The sequence below is a fragment of the Nonomuraea sp. NPDC050540 genome, from assembly GCF_044457485.1.
GTDB lineage: Bacteria > Actinomycetota > Actinomycetes > Streptosporangiales > Streptosporangiaceae > Nonomuraea.
The window spans coordinates 13,717-36,106 of the sequence record NZ_JBITHA010000015.1 but is presented as its reverse complement, the minus strand read 5'-3'; the positions used below and the strand labels follow the sequence as shown (position 1 = coordinate 36,106).

Sequence of the window (22,390 nt, the reverse complement as noted above, 5' to 3'; positions counted from 1 at the left end):
CCGCCCCTTCTATGGCATTGTCAGCAGAACGTGGGCCTCCACCCGCTCATCCTTGCCCTTGAGCTCCAGCCTTCCCAGAGGCCGGGTCGCCGCGCCGGCGCCCAGTTGGGCCAGCGTGGTCGCGCCGATGACCACCGAGCCCGGCTCCGCGACGCCCTGCAGCCGCGCGGCCACGTTCACGCAGTCGCCCATCGCGTTGAAGCCGCGCAGCTCCGGGCTGCCGATGTTGCCCACGAGCGCGGGACCGGTGTTGACTCCGACGCGGAACGTCGGCCACTCCACATCGGCGCCCCGGCTCTCCGCCGCGATCACCTCCGCCGCCTCCTGCATCGCCAGCGCCGCCCGGCAGGCCGCCGCCGCGTGGTCGAGCTGAGTGGCCGGCGCGTTGAACAACGCCAGCAGCGCATCCCCGACGAACTGCACGATCGTGCCGCCGTTGTCGAGAATGCACGGCACCGCGGCGGTGTGGTAGCGGTTGAGCATCTCCACGATCTCGCCGGGCGTGACCCGCTCGGAGAACGTCGTGAACCCCTTGAGGTCGGCGAACAACGCCGTGAGCTGCTTCAGCTGCCCGCCGAGCGCCGCCTGGTCCGGATCGGCGAGCAGCGCGTTGGCCACGTCGGGCGACATGTACTGCCGGAACAACGTGTTGAGCTCGTGGTAGAGGCGGGCGTTCTCCAGCGAGATCGACAGCTGTCCCGCCAGCGTGGCCGCGAGCGCCTCATCCTGCGCGGTACGGCCCAGCGGCACCTCCAGCGCCCCGGCCAGATGCCCCTTCACGGTCAGCGGGTAGGCGACGAGCTGGTCGCGGTGAACCGGGGCGTGCCCCTCGAAGACGTACTCGCGTGAGCCGATGTCCACCTGCCCGTCGGAGACCAGGCCTATCCTGACGTCCCCGTACGCCTGCCGGACCCGTTCCAGCGCGGTGGCCAGCAGTTCCGTCTCCGGCAGGCCGACCCGGGTCTGGGCGCTGACGTCCACGAGTGCGGCCAGGCGCTCCGACAGGCGCCGCTCGTTGGCCAGGGCCTCGCCTGCCCGGTCCAGGACGGCCGCCTGGCTCTCGGTCAGGTCGAACTTGCCGGCCAGGCGGGTGGCGGCCAGGGGTTCGCCGCGCCGTACGTGCTCGACGACCTCTTCCAGGGCGCGGTCGTAGTCGGCCTTGATGCGCGCCACCGTCGCCGACAGGGCGACGGCGTCGAACAGGCCCGCGCTGGACCCCTCGCGGCGGAACTTCAGGTAGGAGCTGTAGCCGACGAAGACGAAGGCCAGCGTCAGCAGGATGTGCCAGAGCCACCAGGTCAGGTGCCAGTTGAGCTGCGACATCCCGGCCAGCATCGCCTCGCCCAGGAGCGCGTAGGCGGTGATCAGGCTGATCAGCATGGCCGCGGGGCGTCTGCGGTGGATCAGGAACATCATGACGGTGGCGGCGCCGTACAGCAGGACGCCCGGAACGGAGCCCCAGACCAGCCAGCCGGCGTGCTCGCCGAGCGGCGGGTCGCTGAGCGGGGTGAGGCCGGGCAGCAGCGAGGCGAGACCCCACAGGATCATGAAGCCGATCAGCGCGCCGCGGATGACGTGCTGCGCCTCCAGGACGCGCGCCGCCGCCCGCTCACCCAGCGGCAGCGCGGAGGCGAACGCGAACCCGGCCGCGAGGGTGAGCCCGACCTGCTGTCCGATGTCGAACCCGAGCGAGCCGACCGGCAGGATCACCTGCGGGGTGGCCAGGCCGTGCAGGAAGAAGAACCCGGCGCTGGTCAGGAACACCATGGACACGAGGAACAGCCGTGCGTCCTGCCTCCGGCGCGAGGCCTCGCTGACCATCAGGCCGAGCGTCACGTTGAGCCCGGCGACCGCGAGGATCATCCAGAAGTGGCTGGGATTGTGCTGCCACATGACGTTCAGCTTCTCCTGCGCGAGGAGAAGCCAGAGTCCGAGCAGGGGCAGCGCTAGATGGATCGCCCAGACGACGGCTCTGACCGGCTGGGTGGCTGGCGGGAGGTAGGGACGGTCGGTAGGCAACGTGCGGCCTCCGCAGTGACGTGGGCCCCGAACAGTCCTGATTATCCCTAAGTCCGGCGTCGAGCGGTGCGTCGTTTTACGCAGTCCGTCAGTCAGAGTTGGTAAGCCCAGTTCGTCACTCTCTGTCAGTTACGAACACGTTATGTGGTTCTTGTCATCCGTTGGAACGGTTGAAGCGTGAACCTCATGCTCACCATGAGCATCAGATTCCCCTGGAAGGACAACCGTGGCCCTCAAGACTCGCGTGCTCCCGCTCGCCGCCGCAGGCGCGCTGGCCGCCTCACTGCTGACCGTCGGTGGCGTCGCCACCGCCTCCACCTCCTCGGCGGCCGAGGTGCACGCGTGCGTGCACAAGAAGACGCGGTACGCCCGCATCGTCAACCCGGCCACGCCCTGCAGGAAGACCGAGATCCGGGTGCTCATCGGAGGCGGCGGCGGGCACAGCACCTCCGGCGTCCAGGGACCCCAGGGCGAGCGCGGCCCCGCGGGCCCCGCCGGCCCGACCGGCGCCACGGGCCCGACCGGCCCTCAGGGCCCCAAGGGCGTGCCCGGCCTGAAGGGCGCCACCGGCCCGCAGGGCCCGAAGGGCGCCGACGGCGTCCCGGGCAAGGACGGAGCCACCGGCCCCAAGGGCGCCGACGGCAAGGACGGCCTGAACGGCAAGGACGGCGCGACCGGCCCCAAGGGCGCCGACGGCAAGGACGGCCTGCCGGGCAAGCCGGGTGCCGACGGCAAGGACGGTCTGCCGGGCAAGCCTGGGCAGAACGGGCGGGACGGCAAGGACGGTAAGGACGGCGAGCGCGGTCCGGTGGGTCCCCAGGGTCCCAAGGGTGACCCCGGCACCGGCGGTGGCGGCACCTACACGACCTACACGAAGTCCGCTTCCATCGGCAACTACGGCACCGGCAGCGTCTCGTGCAACGGCAACGACGCGGTCACCGGCGGCGGCTTCTCCGGCGTCTCCTCACGCTACACCGTGACCAGCAGCATGCCCTCCGGCTCCGGCTGGTCGGTTTCGGTCGAGAAGCTGGACAACGACAACGACAAGAGCGGCGGCCATGGCAGCAAGGGCACCGTCTACGTGGTCTGCCTGAAGAAGGTCTGACACGCGCTGAGGGGCCGGTGAACAGCCACCGGCCCCTCAGACCCAGCTGTCTAGCCCAGGAGCTCAGGCAGCGTCCCCTCGTGCGTCTCGCGCAGTTCCGCGAGCGGCACCTCGAACACGCCCTCCACGACCAGTGCCGGCCCGCCGGTCACACCGAGCCCGTAGCAGGGCACCTCGTGCCGCGCGCACAGCGCCGCGAACTCGTCGAACGCCTCCGGCCTGACCGCCACCAGCGCCCGCGCCGACGACTCGCTGAACAGGTCGGTGAACGCGTCCCCGGTCAGCGAAGCCGACACCGTGGCGCCGACCCCGGCGGCCAGGCACGCCTCGGCCAGCGCGATCCCGAGGCCGCCGTCCGACAGGTCGTGCGAGCCCTGCAGCAGCCCGCGCCGCGCCGCCTCGACCAGCACGGTGGCCAGCGCGGCCTCCGCGACGAGGTCGGCCTCAGGCGGCAGCCCGCCCAGGTGGCCGTGCGCCACGTGCGCCCACTCGGAGCCGCCGAACTCGGCCTTCGTCTCACCCAGCAGCGCCACCCGCAGCCCCTCGGCGGGGAACCCGGACGGCACCCGCTTGGCCACGTCGTCGATGACGCCGAGCACGCCCACGACCGGCGTCGGGTGGATGGCGGTGCTGCCGGTCTGGTTGTAGAAGGAGACGTTGCCGCCGGTCACCGGTACGCCGAGGAGCTTGCAGGCATCGGCCAGGCCGCGTACCGCCTCGGCGAACTGCCACATCACCTCGGGGTCCTCGGGGGAGCCGAAGTTGAGGCAGTTGGTGACGGCCAGCGGCTTGGCGCCGGTGACGGCCACGTTCCGGTAGGCCTCGGCCAGCGCCAGCTGCGCCCCCGCGTACGGGTCGAGCTTGGCGTAGCGGCCGTTGCCGTCGGTGGCCAGCGCGATGCCGCGGGTGGTGGGCTCCGAGCCCGCCATCACCTCGGAGATACGCAGCATGCCCGCGTCGGCCGGCTGGGCCAGCACGGTGTTGGAGCGCACGTAGCGGTCGTACTGGGAGGTCACCCACTCCTTGGAGGCCAGGTTCGGCGAGCCGAGGAGCTGCAGGAGCGCGGCCCGCAGGTTGTCCGGGCGCTCCAGGCGGTCGGGGGTGTCGGCGTTGAGCGCGGGCTGGCCGACCGGCTCGTGGTAGGGCCGCTCGTACACCGGGCCGTCGTCGGCCGCGGTGCCCGGCGGAATGTCCACGATGACCTCGCCGTCCCAGGTCATGATCAGGCGGCCGGTGTCGGTCACCTCGCCGATGACGACGGCGGGCACGTCCCACTTCTCGCAGATGGCCATGAAGGCCGGGATGTCCGACGGCGTGACGACCGCCATCATCCGCTCCTGGGACTCGCTCATCAGGATCTCCTCGGGCCGGAGCGAGGGATCGCGGAGCGGGACCAGGTTGAGGTCGACGTGCATGCCGCCGGTGCCCTTGGCGGCCAGTTCCGTGGTGGCGCAGGAGACGCCCGCCGCGCCGAGGTCCTGGATGCCGACGACCACGTCGGCCGCGTAGAGCTCCAGGCAGCACTCGATGAGCAGCTTCTCCATGAACGGGTCGCCGACCTGTACGGCGGGCCGCTTGGCCTGCGACTCGTCCTCGAAGGTCGCCGAGGCCAGCACCGACGCGCCGCCGATGCCGTCGGGGCCGGTGGAGGCGCCGAACAGCACGACCTTGTTGCCGGGGCCCGGCGCGGTGGCCAGCTTGATCTGGTCCTTGCGCAGCAGGCCGACGCAGAGGGCGTTGACCAGTGGGTTGCCGATGTAGCAGGGGTCGAAGACGACCTCGCCGCCGATGTTGGGCAGGCCGAGGCAGTTGCCGTAGGAGGAGATGCCCTCGACGACGCCGGGCAGCACCCGCTTGGTGTCGGGCTGATGGGCGCCGCCGAAGCGCAGCGCGTCCATGACGGCGATCGGGCGCGCGCCCATCGACATGATGTCGCGCACGATGCCGCCGACGCCGGTGGCCGCGCCCTGGTGCGGCTCGACGTAGGACGGGTGGTTATGCGACTCGATCTTGAACGTGGCGGCCCAGCCGTCGCCGATGTCGACGACGCCGGCGTTCTCGCCCATGCCGACGAGCAGCGCCTCTGACTTGGGCGCCTTGGTGGCGAACTGCCGCAGATGCACCTTGGAGGACTTGTACGAGCAGTGCTCCGACCACATGACGGAGTAGATGGCCAGCTCGGACCCGGTGGGCCGGCGCCCCAGGATCTCCTTGACCCGGTCGTACTCGTCCCGCTTCATCCCGAGCTCGGCGAACGGCATCGCCTCATCGGGGCTCACAGCGGCCCGCTTCACCGAATCGGTCATGAGTTCACCAGCTTCCTCAGGATCGAGGTGAAGAAGCCGCGCCCGTCGGTGGAGGGGGCGCCGACCAGGTCCTCGACCGCGTGCTCGGGGTGGGGCATGAGGCCGACGACGTTGCCGGCCTCGTTGGTGATGCCCGCGATGTCGTTGAGCGAGCCGTTGGGGTTGCCGAGGTAGCGGAAGACCACCCGACCATCCGCCTCCAGCTCGGCCAGCGTCTCGTCGGAGGCGACGTAGCGCCCCTCACCGTGCTTGACCGGCAGCACGATCTCCTGGCCGGCCGCGAAGTCGTGGGTCCAGGCGGTCCGGTCGGACTCCACGCGCACCCGCTGGTCGCGGCAGACGTAGTGCAGCGAGGCGTTGCGGGTCAGCGCCCCGGGCAGCAGGTGCGCCTCGCACAGGATCTGGAACCCGTTGCAGGTGCCGAGCACGGGCAGGCCCGCCCTCGCCGCCGGGATCAGCTCGTCCATCAGCGGCGCGAACCGGGAGATGGCCCCGCACCGCAGGTAGTCGCCGTAGGAGAAGCCGCCGGGCAGGAAGACGGCGTCCACTCCCTTGAGATCGTGGTCGGCGTGCCACAGCGGAACGGCCTCGGCACCGGCCAGGCGCACGGCTCTCGCCGCGTCCTGGTCGTCGAGTGTGCCGGGAAACGTGACAATGCCCACTCGGGCAGCGCTCATGACTTCGTCCCTCCGAGGATGCGCACGCGCGCGCCACCATCTCTTGCTGGCGGATGGCGGTCTGCGGCGGTGCCCACAATCTATCGGGTGCGCGGGCGTGCCTCTGTGAGGGCCTCCGGATGCGGACATGCCGCTGGTACGGCGAGGCCGCGGCCTGCCGTACGGAATGGGGGGATTGTCAGACGGCGGCGAGCTCGCGCGGCCGGGTGTCGGCCTCGTCCCACGCCAGCTGCTTGCGCAGGTGGACCGTGGTGCCCTGGCCGGGCGTGACGCCGAAGGAGATCTCGTCCACGACGGAGCGCATGATCAGCAGGCCGCGGCCGTTCTCGGTCTCGGGAGGCGGGAAGTGCAGGGGCATCGAGGGCAGTCCGCCGCCGTTGTCGGCGACGCGGACGTCGCACCGGCCGTAGCCGATGGCGGCCGTGACCTCGTAGCGGTTGGCGGGACCCCCGTGCCGCACCGCGTTGGAACATGCCTCGGAGACGGCGAGCAGCATGTCGGCGATGCAGCTTTCGCTTACGCTGAGTGAGCGCATAGCATCGCCGAGCACTCGCCTGACCATCGGTATGCCGATCGCATCCCGAGGCAGTGCCAACGAGAACTCAATATCCACCGGACCCCTCCCGGCGCCAGAACGTCACCTGGAGTAGGTTTCCCCGAGAAATCAGGGCTAACCGCAAAATCACGTTGTTGTTATTTAGTATTGGTAAGCCCGTGGGATTGTGACACAGCAAAACCCGGCTTTAAGCCGCCAGGGGCAATTCTGGTGCCAAACGTACGCTTCTACCCCTCAACCCGCACGACGTAGTCCTCGATGACGGTGTTGGCCAGGAGCGTCTCGGCCATCTTTCGGACGTCCGCAAGTGCCGCCTCGTCGGCGGGGCCGTCCAGTTCGATCTCGAAGCGCTTGCCCTGACGGACCGCGGAGACCCCGGCGAAGCCCAGCCTAGGCAGGGCTCGGGCGATCGCCTGCCCCTGCGGGTCGAGAATCTCCGGCTTCAGCATGACGTCGACGATGACGCGCGCCACTTGGGTCCTCCTGCGATGGCGATGGTGGTCGGGTACCGAGGGTCAAGCCTAGTGCCAGGCAGACCAGCGGAATCGCCGGGATGACGTAACGCACGTCGTAGGCGGCCAGGAAGGGCGGCGAGACGACCAGCGCGAGCGCCGCCACCCCCGGCAGCAGCGCGTCCCAGCGCCGCCGGACCAGCGCCGCGGCCAGCGCGCCGGCCAGGCCGAGCATCAGCACGGGGAAGGGCAGGTAGCCGAAGCGCTGGTAGGCGCGCAGCCATCCGGCGAACGGCTCGACGACGCGGGTGGCGGCCGGGCCGTTCTCGTAGGACTCGGCGATCTGTTTCACCGAGCCCTTCAGCGGGCGCTCGGCGGCGGGGAACTTGTAGGGCGTCTTCTCCGCCGCGGCGGTGCGCTCCCAGCGCAGCAGCTTGGCGAGGTCGGTGGCCACCGCGCCGAGGTAGGGGCCGGGCTGGGCGAGGATCGCCTTCCTGGCGAACTCGCCGGCCAGCCGGTTGCGGTTGGCGGTGCCGGGCACCTTGGGAAGGGGCGAGAAGCTCTCCCACAGCCAGTACGGCGGGTACGGGCGCTGCTCCACGGGCATGTTCGGGCAGAGCACGGCCAGGCGCTCCGGCGGCCTGATCACCGCGCAGTCGGCGAAGCTCATGGTCCTGGACCACAGGAAGTTGCCGTCCGCCTCGGTCAGGGCGAACTTGCCCTTTTCGACCTTGGTCCAGGTGGCGTACGCGCCGAGCGGGACGGCCCCGGCCACGACGAGGGCCACCAGGGGGCGCCAGCCATACCGGCGGATGAGCAGGTAGGCGGCGGTGAGGATGAGCAGCGGCAGGCCGACCGTGCGGGTGATGCCCGCGAGACCGAGCAGCAGCCCGCCCACGGCGGCGGTGGCCGGGGTCACCCGCCAGACGATGAGGATGATCGCGCCGCAGACCAGCACGATGAAGACGAGGTCGGCCATGACCATGTGTTCGAGCAGAACCATGAACTCGTCGAAGAGGATGGGCGTGACCAGCAGCGTGGCGCCCCAGCCGGGCAGGCCGCGGCGGCGTAGCAGCAGGTAGACGCCGACCGCGAGGGCCAGGCCGAGCAGGTGCTGCGCGACGGTGATCAGCGTGAGGCTGTGCGCGGGGCGCAGCAGCGCCAGCAGCAGGGAGTAGCCCGACGGGCGGGTGGTGCCGGGGGCGAGCTTCTCACTCAGGAAGGCGAAGGAGTCGCCGAAGAACAGCAGTGAAGGGGGATAGCCCAGGACGGCCAGCAGGCGCAGCGCGATCGCGGGTATCAGGGTGACGATCAGGGCGCGGTGTGCTGACACGGGAACTTCTCTTCCTAGGGAGACCGCGATCCAGGCTAATGGGAAATGTCACCATCCCGATCGCCAGACAGGTCAGCGGGACGGCCGCGAGCACGTAGCGGATGTCGTATCCGCTCACGAACGGCGGGCCGGCCACCAGCGTCACGGCCGCCAGTCCGGGCAGCAGCGCCTCGGGCCGCCGCCTGATCGCCGCCACCGCCAGCGAGCCGAGCAGGGCCAGCGTGAGCAGCGGATACGGCAGGTAGCCGAAGCGCTGGTAGGCGCGCATCCACCCGGCGTACGGCTCGACGAGGCGCGTGTCCGCGGGGCCCCGCTCGTAGCTCGCGGGCCCGGGGTCCTTCACCCGCCGCTCCTCGCGCGGAAACTGGTACGGATTGTGCTTGCCGGGCACCACCCGCGAAGAGGTGCGCTCCCAGCGCAGCAACTCGCCGAGATCCTTGCCCACGGCCACCAGGTACGCCCCGGGCTGGGCGGCGATCGCCTCGCGGGCGAAACGCCCGGCCACCGCGTTGCGCTCCTTGACCGGGATCTGATCGAGCGTCCCGCCCCACAGCCAGAACGGCGGCGCCGCCCGCTTCCCGGCGGGCTGGTCGGTGCAGAGCCGGGTGTCGGAGGGCCTGATCACCCGGCAGTCGGCGAAGCTCATGGTCCGCGCCCACAGGAACATCCCGTCCGCCCTGGTCAGGGCCGGTGATCCGGTCTCGGCGAATGCCCAGGCGGAGTACGCGAGCAGCGGCGCCAGCCCGGCCGCCGCCAGCCGCAGCACCGGCCGCGGGCCCGCCCTGCGCGCCGCCAGGTAGGCCACGCCGAGGACGAGCACCGGCAGGCCGATCGTCCTGGTGAGCGCGGCGGCTCCGAGCAGCAGGCCGGCCGTGCCGTACCGGCCGCCGAGCAGGGTGAGCACGCCGCCCGTCAGCAGCGCGGCGAACAGCGCGTCGGCCATCACCATGTGCTCCATGAGGATGAGGAACTCATCGAACAGCAGCGGCGTGACGGCCAGCGTGGCGCCCCACCCGGGCAGGCCGCGGCGGCGTAGTAATGCATAGACCGAAACCGCCAGGACGAGCCCGATCACGTGCTGCGCCGCGGTGACCAGGGCCAGGCTGTGCGCCGGGCGGAGCAGGTGCAGGAAGATGGAGTAACCCGCAGGTCGGAACGTTCCAGGGGCAGGTTCGCGGAGGTAGGTGAAGGAGTCGGCGAAGAACAGCAGGGCCGGGGGATGTCCGGCCATGGTCAGAACGCGCAACACCACGGCCGGGACCAGTGCCGCGAGCAGAAACCAGTGGTTTCCGGGCAGCGCAAAGACACGTGATGTCGATATCACGTCGGCTCCTTTGGCGGTCGTTTACCTCTTCTTGCCGTCTGTTGTCGAAAGGGTTCACGCCCGTTACGTGGGGAACTTGGACGACATGGGGCTTGCGCGGAGGGCTGTGACTTCTGCCACCATGTCCCCATATGTGGACGAATCACCACCAAGTGGTTTGGACGCCCAGAAGGCCGGCCGCCGGTGGCAACCCCACCCACCCCGGCCCCGAACGCACAGGAGCGGCACGTGACCGTCGACGCCTCTCGTGGTGCTGAAGCACCCCCAGAGCTCGTCCAGTTGCTCACCCCCGAGGGCGAGCGAGTCGAGCACCCCGACTACGACATCGACCTGACACCGGAAGAGGTCAGGTCGCTTTACCGCGATCTCGTGCTCGTCCGCCGCATCGACCTTGGAGCGGTGGCGCTGCAACGCCAGGGCGAACTGGGCATCTGGGCATCGCTGCTCGGCCAGGAAGCCGCTCAGATCGGCTCAGGCCGGGCGCTCACCGACGCCGACATGGCCTTCCCGACCTACCGTGAGCACGGCGTGGCCTGGTGCCGCGACGTCGACCCCGTCAAGCTGCTGGGTCTGTTCCGCGGCGTCAACCACGGCGGCTGGGACCCCGTCGAGCACAACTTCCACCTCTACACGATCGTGATCGGCAGCCAGACGCTCCACGCGGTCGGCTACGCCATGGGCATCCAGCGCGACGGCGGCGAGGGCGCCGCGATCGTCTACTTCGGCGACGGCGCCTCCTCCCAGGGCGACGTCAACGAGTCGTTCGTGTGGGCCAGCGTCTTCAACGCCCCGGTCGTCTTCTTCTGCCAGAACAACCAGTGGGCCATCTCCGAGCCGATCGAGAAGCAGTCCCGCATCCCGCTCTACCGGCGCGCCTCCGGCTTCGGCTTCCCAGGGCTCCGGGTCGACGGCAACGACGTCTTCGCCTGCCTCGCGGTCACCCGCAAGGCGCTGGCCGACGCCCGCAGCGGCCAGGGCCCCACGCTGATCGAGGCCTTCACCTACCGCATGGGCGCCCACACCACCACCGACGACCCCACCCGCTACCGGGTCGCCTCCGAGCTCGAAGCCTGGAAGCTCAAGGACCCCATCGAGCGGGTCAAGGCGTACCTGTTCAAGCAGGAGATGGCCGACCAGGAGTTCTTCGACGCCATCGACGCCGAGGCCGAGCAGCTCGGCGCGGACGTGCGCCGGCGCTGCCTGGAGATGCCCGACCCCCAGCCGCTCGACATCTTCGACCACGTCTACCGCGAGCCGCACGCCCTGATCGACGAGGAGCGCGCCCAGTTCGCCGCCTACCTGGAAGGGTTCGAGGCATGACGGTGCTCAGCCTGTCCAAGGCGCTCAACGAGGGCATGCGCAAGGCCATGGAGGACGACCCGAAGGTCCTCATCATGGGCGAGGACGTCGGCAAGCTCGGCGGCGTCTTCCGCGTCACCGACGGCCTGCAGAAGGACTTCGGCGACGACCGGGTCATCGACACCCCGCTCGCCGAGTCCGGCATCATCGGCACCGCCATCGGCCTGGCGCTGCGCGGCTTCCGCCCGGTGTGCGAGATCCAGTTCGACGGCTTCGTCTTCCCGGCCGCCGACCAGATCATCACCCAGCTGGCCAAGATGCCCATGCGCTCGCTCGGGGCGATCAAGCTGCCCATCGTGGTCCGCATCCCCTGCGGCGGCGGCATCGGCGCGGTCGAGCACCACAGCGAGTCGCCCGAGTCGTACTTCACGCACACCGCCGGTCTGCGCGTCGTCGCCTGTTCCAACCCGCTCGACGCCTACTCGATGATCCAGCAGGCCATCAGCAGCGACGACCCGGTCATCTTCTTCGAGCCCAAGCGCCGCTACTGGGAGAAGGCCGAGGTCGACACCAGCACCACCGACTGGTGGACCCCCTTCGACCAGGCCTCCGTCGTACGGCAGGGCACCGACCTCACGCTCGTCGCCTACGGTCCCATGGTCAAGACCTGCCTGGAGGTGGCCGGCGCCGCCGCCGAGGAAGGCCGCTCCCTGGAGGTCATCGACCTGCGCTCGCTCAACCCCCTGGACACCCAGCGCCTCATGGACTCGGTACGCAGGACCGGCCGGGTCGTCATCGTGCACGAGGCGCCCGTCTACAGCGGTTTCGGAGCCGAGCTCGCCGCCCGGATCACCGAGCAGTGCTTCTACCACCTGGAGGCGCCGGTGCTGCGCGTCGGCGGATTCTCCACCCCCTACCCGCCGTCGAAGCTCGAAGAGCACTACCTGCCCGACCTGGACAGGGTGCTCGACGCCGTCGACCGCGCCTACGCCTACTGAGAGGGGGATCCCGTATGCGACGCGAGTTCAAGCTCCCCGACGTCGGCGAGGGACTGACCGAGGCGGAGATCGTCCGGTGGAAGGTGAAGGCGGGTGACGCGGTCAAGGTCGACCAGATCGTGGTCGAGATCGAGACCGCCAAGTCCATCGTCGAGCTGCCGATCCCGTGGGACGGGGTGGTCGCCGACCTGATGGCCGAGGAGGGCCAGACCGTCGACGTGGGCCTGCCCATCATCGCCATCGACACGGCCGGCGGGCAGGCCGGCGAGCGGGTCGAGGCGCTGGCCGACGACATGGTGCCCAGCCCGCCGGCGGAGGCCGCCGTGGAGCCGGGCGTCCACGGGAGCCCGGCGCCCAAGGAGGAGCGCCAGGCCGTCCTGGTGGGTTACGGCGTCAAGACCGGCGCCGCCCAGCGCCGCCCGCGCAAGCAACCCGCCACCACCGCTCCGTCAAGCGCCGCTCCGTCAAGCGCGGCGCCCACACCTGTGGCGCCTGTGGCCAACCCGGCCCGCACCGAGGTCACCGGCCCCGCTCCGGCGGGCGCGCCCGCATCGGAGAGCGGCCGCGTGATGGTGCTGGCCAAGCCGCCGGTACGGAAGCTGGCCAAGGACCTTGGTGTCGATCTGACCACGCTCAGCGGCACCGGTCCCCAGGGCTCGATCACCAGGGAGGACATCCACGCCGCCGCCGGAGGCGCCACCCAGGAGGTGGCCGGGCGGCCGGCCGTACAGGAAGAGCGCATTCCGATCAAGGGCGTGCGCAAGATGACCGCGCAGGCCATGGTGGCCAGCGCGTTCACCGCCCCGCACGTCACCGAGTTCCTGCAGCTCGACGTGAGCGCGACCATGGAGGCCGTCCGGCGCCTGCGCGAGGTGCCGGACTTCGCCGAGGTCAAGGTCTCGCCGCTGCTGCTGGTGGCCAAGGCGGTGCTGGTGGCCGCCCGCCGCTATCCCATGATCAACTCTGCCTGGGACGAGCTGGCCCAGGAGATCGTGGTCAAGCACTACGTGAACCTGGGGATCGCCGCGGCCACGCCGCGCGGCCTGGTGGTGCCGAACGTCAAGTCGGCCCACACGCTGTCGCTGCCCGAGCTGGCCGAGGCGCTCGGCAAGCTCACGGAGACGGCGCGGGCGGGCAGGACCCAGCCGGCGGAGATGTCCGGCGGCACGTTCACGATCACCAACGTGGGCGTGTTCGGCGTCGACACCGGTACGCCGATCATCAACCCGGGTGAGTCGGCGATCCTGGCGTTCGGCCAGGTGCGCGACATGCCGTGGGTGGTGGACGGCGAGCTGGCGGTGCGCAAGGTGACGACGCTGGCGTTGTCGTTCGACCACCGGATCATCGACGGCGAGCTGGGCTCGCTGTTCCTGCGTGACGTGGGCGCGATGCTGGAGGATCCGCTGCGGATGCTCGCCTGGAGCTGACGCCACGCGACAGGCCGCCGCCCGCGAAGGGTGGCGGCCTGTTGTGTTCTGTGGCTTCAAGGGGATTTACGAGATCCGATTTGGTTGTTAAGAAGGTTTATTAACAAACGGACTCATCCCAGCGGGGTGCCCCATGGCCCGATTACTCGTCGTGTTGTCGCTGCTCATGGCCGCTTTCGGAATCTCCCTTCCCGCCCATGCCGAGGCGCCGTCAGTGACCGCACTGCCCGGTTACAAGATCCAGTCCTCGGCCAAGGTGAGCGATTCCGGCGCCGCCATCTCCACTCCCGGGTACGCCGCCACCGGCTGGTACCCGGTCGGCCCGCGCTCCACGGTCCTCGCCGGCCTCCTGGAGAACGGCGTCTACCCCGACCCGTTCTTCTCCACGAACATGCAGTCCATCCCCACCGCCGACTTCGACGTGGCGTGGTGGTACCGGGCCGACTTCACGCTCGGCGCCGAGAGCGGCATGCGCACCCTGCTCGACTTCAGCGGGGTGATCTCCGGCGCCGACGTCTGGGTCAACGGAACCCAGGTGGTCAGCGGCGCGGCCGGCGCGTACACGCGGCACGAGCGCGACATCACCGCCCAGGTACGCGCGGGCGTCAACTCCATCGCCTTCCGGATCAACCCCAACAACCCGAACAGCCATCTGACGATCGGCTGGATCGACTGGGTGCAGCTGCCGCGCGACGACAACATGGGGATCTTCCGCGACGTGCTGATCAAGCGGACCGCCGCGGTCTCGCTCAACAACCCGCACGTGATCACGAACCTCGCCATGCCCGCCCTGGACCGCGCCGACCTGACGATCAAGGCCGACGTACGCAACCACACCACGAGCCCGGTGACCACCACGGTCCGCGGCACGATCGGCGCGCTCACGTTCGGCCAGGACGTCTCCCTGGCCGCGGGCGAGACCAAGCGGATCACGTTCAACCAGACGATCGGCGACCCGCAGGTCTGGTGGCCGTACGCGATGGGCGCCCAGCCGCTTTACGACCTCGGCCTCACCGCGGTCGTCGGCGGCGTCACCAGCGACGTCGTCAGCGAGCGCTTCGGCGTGCGCAAGGTCGAGTCGGCCAAGAACGCCTCCGGCCGCCGCTACTACAAGATCAACGGCCGGAACCTCCTCATCAGGGGCGGCGGCTGGTCACCCGACATCTTCCTGCGGCCCAAGATCGGCTACCTCGAGGACAAGCTCCGCTACGTCAAGGACCTCGGCCTCAACACGATCCGGGTCGAGGGACACCTGGAGGGCGACGAGCTCTACGACCTGGCCGACAAGCACGGCATCCTGACCCTGCCCGGCTGGGAGTGCTGCAACAAGTGGGAGGGTTCCTTCTCCAGCGGCGACTACCCGATCGCCAAGGCGTCGATGCTGGCCGAAGCCGTACGGCTGCGCAACCACCCCAGCGTGATCTCCTTCCTCATCGGCTCGGACAACCCTCCGCCCGCGCAGAAGGAGACCGGCTACCTGGACGCGCTGAACCAGGCCGAGTGGCAGCTGCCGATCGTCCCGGTGGCCAGCGACAAGTCCAGCCCGCAACTGGGCAACTCGGGCATGAAGATGCCGGGGCCGTACGACTGGGTGCCGCCGAACTACTGGTACAACAAGCGCGAAGGCGGCGCGTTCGGCTTCAACTCCGAGACCGGCGCCGGGCCCGACGTGCCCACGCTCGACTCGCTCAAGCGCATGATGACCCCGGCGCAGATCGACTCGCTCTGGCAGAACCCGGGCGCGACGCAGTACCACCGCTCGCCCTCCAGCACCTTCAACAACCTGTCGATCTACCACAACGCCCTCAGAGGCCGATACGGCGTGCCCTCCGGCCGCGAGGACTACGTGAAGAAGGCGCAACTGGCCCAGTACGAGGCGGTGAGAGCCCAGTTCGAGGCCTACGGCCGTAACTTCACCGACTCCACCAACCCCTCCACCGGCGTCATCTACTGGATGCTCAACAGCGGCTGGTCCTCGCTGCACTGGCAGTTGTTCGACTACTACCTCGACCAGGGCGGCTCCTATTGGGGCGCCCGCGAGGCCAACAAGCCGCTACACGTCCAGTACTCCTACGACGACGACTCGGTCGTCGTGGTGAACTCCACGCCGACCGCCGCCCAGAACCTCCAGGTCAAGACCGACGTCTTCAACCTCGACGGCACCGCGAAGTACTCCAGCACCGCCACCGTGAACGTCCCCGCCGACGGCGGCAAGGCGAGCGCGGTCACGATCCCGTCCATCTCCGGCCTCAGCTCCACCTACCTGGTACGGCTGACGCTCCTGCGCGGCGGCGCGGAGATCGACCGCAACGTCTACTGGCTGTCCACCTCCGACGACGTCATCGACTGGTCCGGCAACACCTGGTACTACGTGCCGACCTCCAGCTACGCCAACCTGACCGGCCTCAACTCGATGCCCAGGACCTCCCTGAGCGTCACCGCTACCACGAACACGGTCACGATCACCAACACCGGCGCCGCCCCCGCCCTCTACCTGGACGTCAGGATGGTCGACGCCGCCGGCACGCCGGTCCTGCCCGTCACCTGGTCCGACAACGCGATCAGCCTGTGGCCAGGCGAGTCGAAGACGCTGACGGCCAGTGGCACCGGCGCGAACGCCAGGGTCTCGGGCTGGAACACCGCCACGGTCACGGTCCCCACCGGCCCGCCGGACGTCGAGCGGCCCACCCCGCCGGGGAACCTGCGCGTCACCGGCACGACCTCGTCGTCGGTCTCCCTGGCCTGGGACCCGGCGACCGACAACGTCGGCGTCGCCGGCTACGACGTGCGGGGCGGCCCCTCGGTGACCGGCACCACCGCTACGGTCTCCGGGCTCCAGCCGGGCACGCCGTACACCTTCGACGTCCGCGCCCGCGACGCGGCGGGTCTCGTCTCCGACCCCTCCAACGAGGTCCAGGCCACCACCGGCAGCGGCCCCGCCGACCACCAGGCGGAGGACGCGGTGATCTCGCAGGGCGTGGTCGAGTCGAACCACGCCGGTTTCACCGGCACGGGCTTCGTCAACCTGGACAACGTGGTGGGTTCGTACGTGGAGTGGACCGTGAACGCCGCCGCCGCGGGCCCGGCCAACCTGGAGATCCGCTACGCCAACGGCACCACGGTCAACCGCCCGCTGAACGTCAACGGGACCACGGCCGACTTCCCCGGCACCGGCGCCTGGAGCTCCTGGCAGACCAAGACGGTGCCGATCCAGCTCCAGGCGGGCGTCAACAAGATCCGGGCCACCTCGACGACGGCCAACGGCGGCCCGAACCTCGACCGCCTCATCGTGACCCCGCGGCAGCCGGGCTCCGACCACCAGGCGGAGGACGCGGTGATCTCGCAGGGCGTGGTCGAGTCGAACCACGCCGGATTCACGGGAACCGGGTTCGTCAACTACGACAACGTCACCGGCTCCTACGTCGAGTGGACGGTCACCGCCGCCACCGCGGGCACCGTGAACGCGGTGATCCGCTACGCCAACGGCACCACGGTCAACCGCCCGCTGAACGTCAACGGCACCACGGCCGACTTCCCCGGCACCGGCGCCTGGACGACGTGGCAGACGAAGACGGTGCCGGTCCAGCTCCAGGCCGGGGTCAACAAGATCAGGGCCACCGCCACCACCGCGAACGGAGGACCCAACGTCGACCGGTTGTCGATCGGCCCCTAGGCTGACCGGCATGATCCGTCACATCGTGCTGCTGACCTGGTCAGAAGAGGCCACCGACGACCAGAAGGCCGCCGTGGCCGAGGGACTGGCGGCGCTGCCCGCGGCGATCCCGCAGCTGCGCCGCTACGACCTCGGCACCGACCTCGGCCTGGGCGCGGGCAACTCCGACTTCGCGGTCGTGGCCGAGTTCGACTCGGTCGCCGACTACGAGGTCTACCGGGACCACCCCGTGCACCAGGCCGTCATCGCCGAGCGCATCAAGCCGATCCTCGCCGCCCGCGCGGCGCTCCAGGTCGAGCTCTAGACCTCCGGCGGGTTGTTCTCCCGGTGCATCAGCCGGTCGTCGGAGGTACGGCCCCGCTTGGGCGCGAGCACGATGCTCAGCACCACCCCCACGCCGCCGACGATCATGAAGATCAGGCCGATGACGTCCATGCGGACGGCGCTGCCGAACACGTTGGGATCGATCGCGAATCTCAGGATCGCGCCAAGCGTGAGGAAGAAGATGCTGACCCCGACACCCATGGCGACCTCCGGAGGGAATGAGCGCGTACGCACTCGGTCATACCCGAGTATGGGTGATCGTCACGCGAGGCAGGTAAGTGGCTGGCCGCCGTTGTAAGTGATCATGTCCATGACGGCGGCCACGACGTCGATCTGTCCGCCTCTGGGCAGGCCGTCCAGCTCGGCGTAGGCGCGGTGGAGGTTGCCCACGACGCGCTCGGGATCCAGCAGCTCCGCCCACGGCCCCAGGTCGGTCTCCCTGGCCGCCTCCAGCGGCGTCAGCCCGGCCGCGCGCCCCTGTTCGGCCGTGGCCAGCACGAACCGCGCGTACTCCTGAACCCGGTCGATCACCTCGGGCCCGCACGGTTCGCCGTGCCCCGGGACGATCGTCTCCGCGCCGAGCTCCCTGATCTGGTCGAGCACCTCGACCGTCCCGGCCACCGAGCCCGTCAGCATGAACGGCGTGCCGCCGTTGAACACCAGGTCGCCGGAGAACAGCACCCGGCGTTCCGGGATCCACACGTACACGTCGTTCGTCGTGTGCGCCGCCATCCCCGGATGCCTGACCTCGCATCTCAGCTCATCCACATGGAGCGTGATCTGGTCGGTGAAGGTGAGGAACGGCGGCACCGCCTCCAACTCGCCCCACTCCACCTCGGCCGACCAGGCCGCGCGGTAGTCGGGGATGCCTTCGGCCAGGATCATCGCCCTGGCCAGCTCGTGCCCGACGATCGTGGCCTCGGGGAAGAGGTAGTTACCGAACGTGTGGTCGCCGTGGTAGTGGGTGTTGACCAGCGTGGTGATCGGCCGGTCGGTCACCCGCGCGACCGCGTCGCGCAGCGCCCTGGTCCGGCGTTCCGTGGCGCAGGCGTCGATGCTGACCACGCCGCGCCGGCCGACGAGGAAGCCGGTGTTGTTGATCCACCAGCTGCCGTCGGGCTGGACGTAGGCGTGGACGCCGTCCGAGACCTCGTGCGCACGGGCCGGGGGCAGGGGGTGATCGTGCCGCGATGAGCTCATGGAGCGAAAATAGACCGCCCGCCGATGCGGCGGGCGGTCTTCACGGACCCCTGGGTCAGAAGGCCTCTTCCGGCAGCTCCATCAGCTCCAGCCCGGTCGCGTCGAGGATGCGCCGCTCGGTGGCGATCCTCGGCAGGACGGTGCCGGCGAAGAAGGAGGCGGCGGCGACCTTGCCCTGGTAGAAGGCGTCCTCGCCCTCGGACAGGCGGGCCAGGGCAACCTCCGACTGGCGCAGCAGCAGCCAGCCGATGATGAGGTCGCCGAGGGCCAGCAGGAACCTGGTGGAGTTCAGGCCGACCTTGTAGAGCTCACCCGGCGCCTCCAGCGAGCCCAGCGCCCAGCCGGCCATCGTGTCGCCCATGGCCTTGACCTCGGCCGCGGCCTCGGCGAGGAGCTTGCGCTCCTCCTTCAGGCGGCCGTTTCCCGCCTCGGAGGCGGCGAAGGCGTTGATGTCGGCCAGCAGGGAGCCGACGGCGGCGCCCTGGTTGCGCAGGATCTTGCGGAAGAACAGGTCGAGACCCTGGATCGCGGTGGTGCCCTCGTAGAGGGAGTCGATCTTGGCGTCCCTGATGTACTGCTCGATCGGGTAGTCCTGCAGGTAGCCGGAGCCGCCCAGGGTCTGCAGCGAGCGGGAGAGCAGCTCGTAGGAGCGCTCGGAACCGACGCCCTTGACGATCGGGAGGAGCAGGTCGTTCATGGCGTGCGCGGCCTGGTCGTCCGGGTTGATCTGGATGGCGTCCTGGAAGGTCGCGGTGAACATGACCAGCGCGCGCATGCCCTCGGCGTAGGCCTTCTGCAGCATGAGCTCGCGGCGTACGTCGGGGTGGTGGGTGATGGTGACGCGGGGGGCGGCCTTGTCGGTCATCTTGGTCAGGTCGGCGCCCTGGACGCGGGACTTGGCGTACTCCAGCGCGTTCAGGTAGCCGGTGGACAGGGTGGCGATGGCCTTGGTGCCGACCATCATGCGGGCGTGCTCGATGACCATGAACATCTGCTTGATGCCCTCGTGCACGTCGCCGACCAGGGTGCCGATGGCCGGGTGCTTGTCGCCGAAGGTGAGCTCGCAGGTCGTGGAGACCTTGAGCCCCATCTTCTTCTCGACGTTGGTGACGTAGGCGCCGTTGCGCTCGCCGAGCTCGCCGGTCTCCAGGTTCACGTGGTACTTGGGAACCAGGAACATCGACAGGCCCTTGGTGCCGGGGCCGTGGCCCTCGGGGCGGGCCAGCACGAGGTGGAAGATGTTCTCCGACATGTCGTGCTCGGCGCTGGTGATGAAGCGCTTGACGCCCTCGATGTGCCAGGTGCCGTCGGGCTGCTGGATCGCCTTGGCGCGGCCCGCGCCGACGTCGGAGCCGGCGTCGGGCTCGGTGAGCACCATGGTGGCGCCCCAGTTGCGCTCGATGGCCAGTTCGGCGAAGCGCTTCTGGTCGGTGGTGCCGGTCTTCCACAGGGTGTAGGCGAAATTGGGGCCGGCGGCGTACATGTACAGCGCCGGGTTGGCGCCCAGGACCATCTCGGCCGTGGCCCACGCGAGGGTCCGCGGGATGCCGGGGCCGCCCAGATCGACCGGCAGGTCAAGATGCGCCCAGCCGCCGTCCACGAGCGCCTTGTAGGACTTCTTGACGCCGTCGGAGACGGTCACGGTGCTCGTGGCGGGGTCGAAGACCGGCGGGGTGCGGTCGCCCTCCTCGAACGAATCGGCAAGGACGGTCGTGGACAGTCGGTTGACCTCGTCGAGAATGCTCCGGGCGACGTCCTCGTCGACCTCCGCATAGGGCCCGGTGCCGAGGATGTCACGGCGGCCGAACACCTCGAAGAGGTTGAACTCCAGGTCGCGCACGTTGCTCTTGTAGTGGCCCATGGCTGCTGATCTCCTTGAACCGCGGCGTTAGTCTACTGGCCAGTAACCTTACTAGAAATGCTACCCGCGGGTAACCACTGGTATGCGTGGCATGCTCGTCTGCATGAACGCCGAAGAGCTCTCCGCCCTGTGGCGGGAGCGCCTGGGTTCGTGGGCCATTCCTCCGGAAATCCTGGAGAAGGCCACGGCCGATCCGTGGGGCCACCATCCCGCCAGATTCGCCACGCGCGCCGACCGCGCGCTGGCCGAGCCCGACCATGGCCCGACGATGACGCGCCTGGCCGAGGCCCTGCCAGAGGGCGGCACCGTCCTGGACGTCGGCGCGGGCGCGGGCGCCGCCTCGCTGCCGCTGCACGAGCACCTGAGCGCGGTGATCGCCGTGGACACCTCACCCGAGATGCTGGCCGCACTCGGCCCCAAGGCGGACAAGCTCGGCGTCGAGGTCATCCGGGTCGAGGGCCGCTGGCCCGACGTGGCGCCCGAGGTGCCCGTCGCCGACGTGGCCGTGGCCGCGCACGTCGTCTACAACGTGCCCGACCTCACCGGCTTCCTGCGCGAACTCGACGCGCACGCCCGCCACCGCGTCGTGCTGGAGCTCACCCACCGCCACCCGATGAGCTGGCTCGCTCCGCTATGGGAGCACTTCCACGACGTACGCCGCCCCGTGCGGCCCGTCGCGGAAGACGTGGTGGCGCTGGCCGCGGCCATGGGCTTCGGCGTGCGGGTGGAGGAGCGCGAGTCGCCGCTGGAACGCTTCGGCACGCTGGAGGAACTGGCCGCCTCCGCCTGCCACCGCATCTGCCTCGACCCCGCCCGCGCCCCCGAGGTGGCGGAGACCGCGATGGAGCTCGGCATGTGGCCGGTGCCGCGTGACCGCTGGGTCACGATCTGGTGGGAATCATCGGAGAACGCCCGCCGTTAGACGAAATGAGCGACAAAGCTCCCGGACGAGACGCGCCGTACCCGGTTCGCCAAGACGACGCACGACATTGTCGAATCGTTCGCAAGGGAGTGCATCGTCATGGCGTGGATCCTGCTCATCATCGCCGGCGCCTTCGAGGTGGTGATGGCCCTGTCGCTCAAGATGAGCAACGGGCTGTCGCATCTGTGGTGGACCATCTCGTTCCTGGGCTTCGCGGTCCTGAGCTTCGGCCTGCTGGCCTACAGCCTCAAATCGCTTGAAGTCGGCACCGCCTACGCCGTCTGGACCGGCATCGGCGCCGTGGGCACCGCGATCGTGGGCATGCTCGCCATGGGGGACAACGTGTCGTTCGCACGGGTCGCCAGCATCGCGCTCATCGTCATCGGCGTCATCGGGCTCAACCTGGCGGGCGGCGCCGCCCACTGACCCCCCTCACGGGCTCGGCCGTGCGGTCTGTTCCCCTGCCGCACGGCCGCATAACCTCCTTGACGGCTTTGGTGGTGTTCGGTTGACTGGGCCGCATGATTGAGATCCATGCCGTCACCATCGACGCGGCCAATCCCTACGAGCTGGCCGTCTGGTGGTCGGAGGCCACCGGCCTGCCGCTCGGCGAAGGCGACGTCCCCGGCGACGACGAAGTGATGCTGCGCACCAAACAGGACCCCTACCTGCTGTTCGTCAAGGTCCCCGAGGGCAAGACGATCAAGAACCGCATCCACTTTGACGTCAACGGCACCGAGGGCCGCACCCGCGACCAGGAGGTCGAGCGCCTGCTCGGCCTCGGCGCCACGATCTTCGACGACCGCCGCACCGCGGACGGCGTCGGCTGGGTCGTCATGCGCGACCCCGAGGGCAACGAGTTCGACGTCTGCAGAAGCCAGGCCGAGAGAGGCTTGCCCGAATAAAGTTCGGTC

General features: G+C 69.7%; 19 protein-coding genes and 1 riboswitch. Of the genes, 9 read left to right on the top strand and 10 right to left on the bottom strand.

Annotation, left to right across the window (positions count from 1 at the left end; genetic code table 11):
* Positions 1-9: 9 nt before the first annotated feature.
* Positions 10-2,019 (bottom strand): adenylate/guanylate cyclase domain-containing protein, encoded by a 2,010-nt coding sequence (locus ACIBI5_RS38825; protein WP_397254330.1) that lies wholly within the window; start codon positions 2,017-2,019, stop codon positions 10-12.
* A gap of 226 nt (positions 2,020-2,245) precedes the next feature.
* On the opposite strand from ACIBI5_RS38825, the gene ACIBI5_RS38820 reads away from it, so the two are divergent.
* On the top strand, positions 2,246-3,124 hold the full coding sequence (locus tag ACIBI5_RS38820; RefSeq protein WP_397254328.1) for a hypothetical protein: 879 nt from the start codon (positions 2,246-2,248) through the stop codon (positions 3,122-3,124).
* Positions 3,125-3,174: 50 nt separating this feature from the next.
* On the opposite strand, the gene purL is transcribed toward ACIBI5_RS38820, so the two are convergent.
* The 6 genes from purL to ACIBI5_RS38790 all read right to left on the bottom strand — a co-directional run bounded on the left by purL (position 3,175) and on the right by ACIBI5_RS38790 (position 9,772).
* A complete protein-coding gene (gene purL / locus ACIBI5_RS38815) occupies positions 3,175-5,430 on the bottom strand; it encodes a phosphoribosylformylglycinamidine synthase subunit PurL (RefSeq protein ID WP_397254326.1) in 2,256 nt (751 codons plus the stop codon).
* Positions 5,427-6,107 (bottom strand): phosphoribosylformylglycinamidine synthase subunit PurQ, encoded by a 681-nt coding sequence (gene purQ, locus ACIBI5_RS38810; RefSeq protein WP_397254324.1) that lies wholly within the window; start codon positions 6,105-6,107, stop codon positions 5,427-5,429. Before purQ ends, purL begins: the two co-directional genes overlap by 4 nt.
* 178 nt (positions 6,108-6,285) lie before the next feature.
* Positions 6,286-6,669 carry an ATP-binding protein gene (locus tag ACIBI5_RS38805; protein WP_184970239.1) on the bottom strand — a complete coding sequence of 128 codons (384 nt, stop codon included), beginning with the start codon at positions 6,667-6,669 and terminating at the stop codon, positions 6,286-6,288.
* A 221-nt stretch (positions 6,670-6,890) separates the two neighbouring features.
* Entirely contained in the window at positions 6,891-7,136 is a 246-nt protein-coding gene (gene purS / locus ACIBI5_RS38800) for a phosphoribosylformylglycinamidine synthase subunit PurS (RefSeq protein WP_379613994.1), read from the bottom strand.
* Positions 7,054-8,391: a hypothetical protein gene (locus ACIBI5_RS38795; protein WP_397254813.1), complete on the bottom strand. Its 1,338-nt coding sequence runs from the start codon at positions 8,389-8,391 to the stop codon at positions 7,054-7,056. The genes purS and ACIBI5_RS38795 overlap by 83 nt, the downstream gene beginning before the upstream one ends.
* Positions 8,327-9,772, bottom strand: a complete 1,446-nt coding sequence (locus ACIBI5_RS38790) for a hypothetical protein (protein ID WP_397254322.1) — start codon at positions 9,770-9,772, stop codon at positions 8,327-8,329. The genes ACIBI5_RS38795 and ACIBI5_RS38790 overlap by 65 nt, the downstream gene beginning before the upstream one ends.
* Before the next feature lie 228 nt (positions 9,773-10,000).
* On the opposite strand from ACIBI5_RS38790, the gene pdhA reads away from it, so the two are divergent.
* From pdhA to ACIBI5_RS38765, 5 genes are all read left to right on the top strand, one after another.
* Entirely contained in the window at positions 10,001-11,092 is a 1,092-nt protein-coding gene (pdhA, locus tag ACIBI5_RS38785) for a pyruvate dehydrogenase (acetyl-transferring) E1 component subunit alpha (RefSeq protein ID WP_397254321.1), read from the top strand.
* On the top strand, positions 11,089-12,069 hold the full coding sequence (locus tag ACIBI5_RS38780) for an alpha-ketoacid dehydrogenase subunit beta (protein WP_397254320.1): 981 nt from the start codon (positions 11,089-11,091) through the stop codon (positions 12,067-12,069). The genes pdhA and ACIBI5_RS38780 overlap by 4 nt, the downstream gene beginning before the upstream one ends.
* A gap of 14 nt (positions 12,070-12,083) precedes the next feature.
* Positions 12,084-13,496, top strand: coding sequence for a dihydrolipoamide acetyltransferase family protein (locus ACIBI5_RS38775; RefSeq protein WP_397254319.1), 1,413 nt, complete (start codon positions 12,084-12,086; stop codon positions 13,494-13,496).
* Positions 13,497-13,629: 133 nt separating this feature from the next.
* Positions 13,630-17,169 (top strand): glycosyl hydrolase 2 galactose-binding domain-containing protein, encoded by a 3,540-nt coding sequence (locus tag ACIBI5_RS38770; protein WP_397254318.1) that lies wholly within the window; start codon positions 13,630-13,632, stop codon positions 17,167-17,169.
* A gap of 10 nt (positions 17,170-17,179) precedes the next feature.
* Positions 17,180-17,473 carry a Dabb family protein gene (locus ACIBI5_RS38765; RefSeq protein WP_397105504.1) on the top strand — a complete coding sequence of 98 codons (294 nt, stop codon included), beginning with the start codon at positions 17,180-17,182 and terminating at the stop codon, positions 17,471-17,473.
* On the opposite strand, the gene ACIBI5_RS38760 is transcribed toward ACIBI5_RS38765, so the two are convergent.
* The 3 genes from ACIBI5_RS38760 to ACIBI5_RS38750 are packed head-to-tail and all read right to left on the bottom strand — an operon-like array spanning position 17,470 to position 20,554.
* Positions 17,470-17,694, bottom strand: coding sequence for a hypothetical protein (locus ACIBI5_RS38760; RefSeq protein WP_184970254.1), 225 nt, complete (start codon positions 17,692-17,694; stop codon positions 17,470-17,472). The two genes, ACIBI5_RS38765 and ACIBI5_RS38760, sit on opposite strands and share 4 nt — an antisense overlap.
* A 60-nt stretch (positions 17,695-17,754) precedes the next feature.
* Positions 17,755-18,693 (bottom strand): MBL fold metallo-hydrolase, encoded by a 939-nt coding sequence (locus tag ACIBI5_RS38755; protein ID WP_397254316.1) that lies wholly within the window; start codon positions 18,691-18,693, stop codon positions 17,755-17,757.
* Between the two features lie 55 nt (positions 18,694-18,748).
* Positions 18,749-20,554, bottom strand: a complete 1,806-nt coding sequence (locus ACIBI5_RS38750) for an acyl-CoA dehydrogenase (RefSeq protein ID WP_397254314.1) — start codon at positions 20,552-20,554, stop codon at positions 18,749-18,751.
* 103 nt (positions 20,555-20,657) lie between these two features.
* Here ACIBI5_RS38750 and ACIBI5_RS38745 point away from each other — a divergent pair, with 103 nt between their 5' ends.
* The 3 genes from ACIBI5_RS38745 (at position 20,658) to ACIBI5_RS38735 (ending at position 22,381) form a co-directional block, all read left to right on the top strand.
* Positions 20,658-21,476: a class I SAM-dependent methyltransferase gene (locus ACIBI5_RS38745; RefSeq protein ID WP_397254313.1), complete on the top strand. Its 819-nt coding sequence runs from the start codon at positions 20,658-20,660 to the stop codon at positions 21,474-21,476.
* A gap of 4 nt (positions 21,477-21,480) precedes the next feature.
* Positions 21,481-21,540: riboswitch (guanidine-III (ykkC-III) riboswitch) on the top strand.
* A 35-nt stretch (positions 21,541-21,575) separates the two neighbouring features.
* The gene (locus ACIBI5_RS38740) at positions 21,576-21,902 is read left to right on the top strand and encodes a DMT family transporter (RefSeq protein ID WP_379613972.1); all 327 of its coding nucleotides are present in this window, start codon (positions 21,576-21,578) and stop codon (positions 21,900-21,902) included.
* A gap of 95 nt (positions 21,903-21,997) precedes the next feature.
* Positions 21,998-22,381 carry a VOC family protein gene (locus ACIBI5_RS38735; RefSeq protein ID WP_379613970.1) on the top strand — a complete coding sequence of 128 codons (384 nt, stop codon included), beginning with the start codon at positions 21,998-22,000 and terminating at the stop codon, positions 22,379-22,381.
* Positions 22,382-22,390 lie beyond the last annotated feature (9 nt).

Bases quoted from the DNA above. Each gene is read 5' to 3' on its own strand.
- purL (WP_397254326.1), bottom strand. From the start codon at position 5,430: ATGACCGATTCGGTGAAGCGGGCCGCTGTGAGCCCCGATGAGGCGATG.
- purQ (WP_397254324.1), bottom strand. From the start codon at position 6,107: ATGAGCGCTGCCCGAGTGGGCATTGTCACGTTTCCCGGCACACTCGAC.
- ACIBI5_RS38805 (WP_184970239.1), bottom strand. From the start codon at position 6,669: ATGGTCAGGCGAGTGCTCGGCGATGCTATGCGCTCACTCAGCGTAAGC.
- ACIBI5_RS38780 (WP_397254320.1), top strand. From the start codon at position 11,089: ATGACGGTGCTCAGCCTGTCCAAGGCGCTCAACGAGGGCATGCGCAAG.
- ACIBI5_RS38775 (WP_397254319.1), top strand. From the start codon at position 12,084: ATGCGACGCGAGTTCAAGCTCCCCGACGTCGGCGAGGGACTGACCGAG.
- ACIBI5_RS38770 (WP_397254318.1), top strand. From the start codon at position 13,630: ATGGCCCGATTACTCGTCGTGTTGTCGCTGCTCATGGCCGCTTTCGGA.
- ACIBI5_RS38765 (WP_397105504.1), top strand. From the start codon at position 17,180: ATGATCCGTCACATCGTGCTGCTGACCTGGTCAGAAGAGGCCACCGAC.
- ACIBI5_RS38760 (WP_184970254.1), bottom strand. From the start codon at position 17,694: ATGGGTGTCGGGGTCAGCATCTTCTTCCTCACGCTTGGCGCGATCCTG.
- ACIBI5_RS38755 (WP_397254316.1), bottom strand. From the start codon at position 18,693: ATGAGCTCATCGCGGCACGATCACCCCCTGCCCCCGGCCCGTGCGCAC.
- ACIBI5_RS38750 (WP_397254314.1), bottom strand. From the start codon at position 20,554: ATGGGCCACTACAAGAGCAACGTGCGCGACCTGGAGTTCAACCTCTTC.
- ACIBI5_RS38745 (WP_397254313.1), top strand. From the start codon at position 20,658: ATGAACGCCGAAGAGCTCTCCGCCCTGTGGCGGGAGCGCCTGGGTTCG.
- ACIBI5_RS38740 (WP_379613972.1), top strand. From the start codon at position 21,576: ATGGCGTGGATCCTGCTCATCATCGCCGGCGCCTTCGAGGTGGTGATG.
- ACIBI5_RS38735 (WP_379613970.1), top strand. From the start codon at position 21,998: ATGATTGAGATCCATGCCGTCACCATCGACGCGGCCAATCCCTACGAG.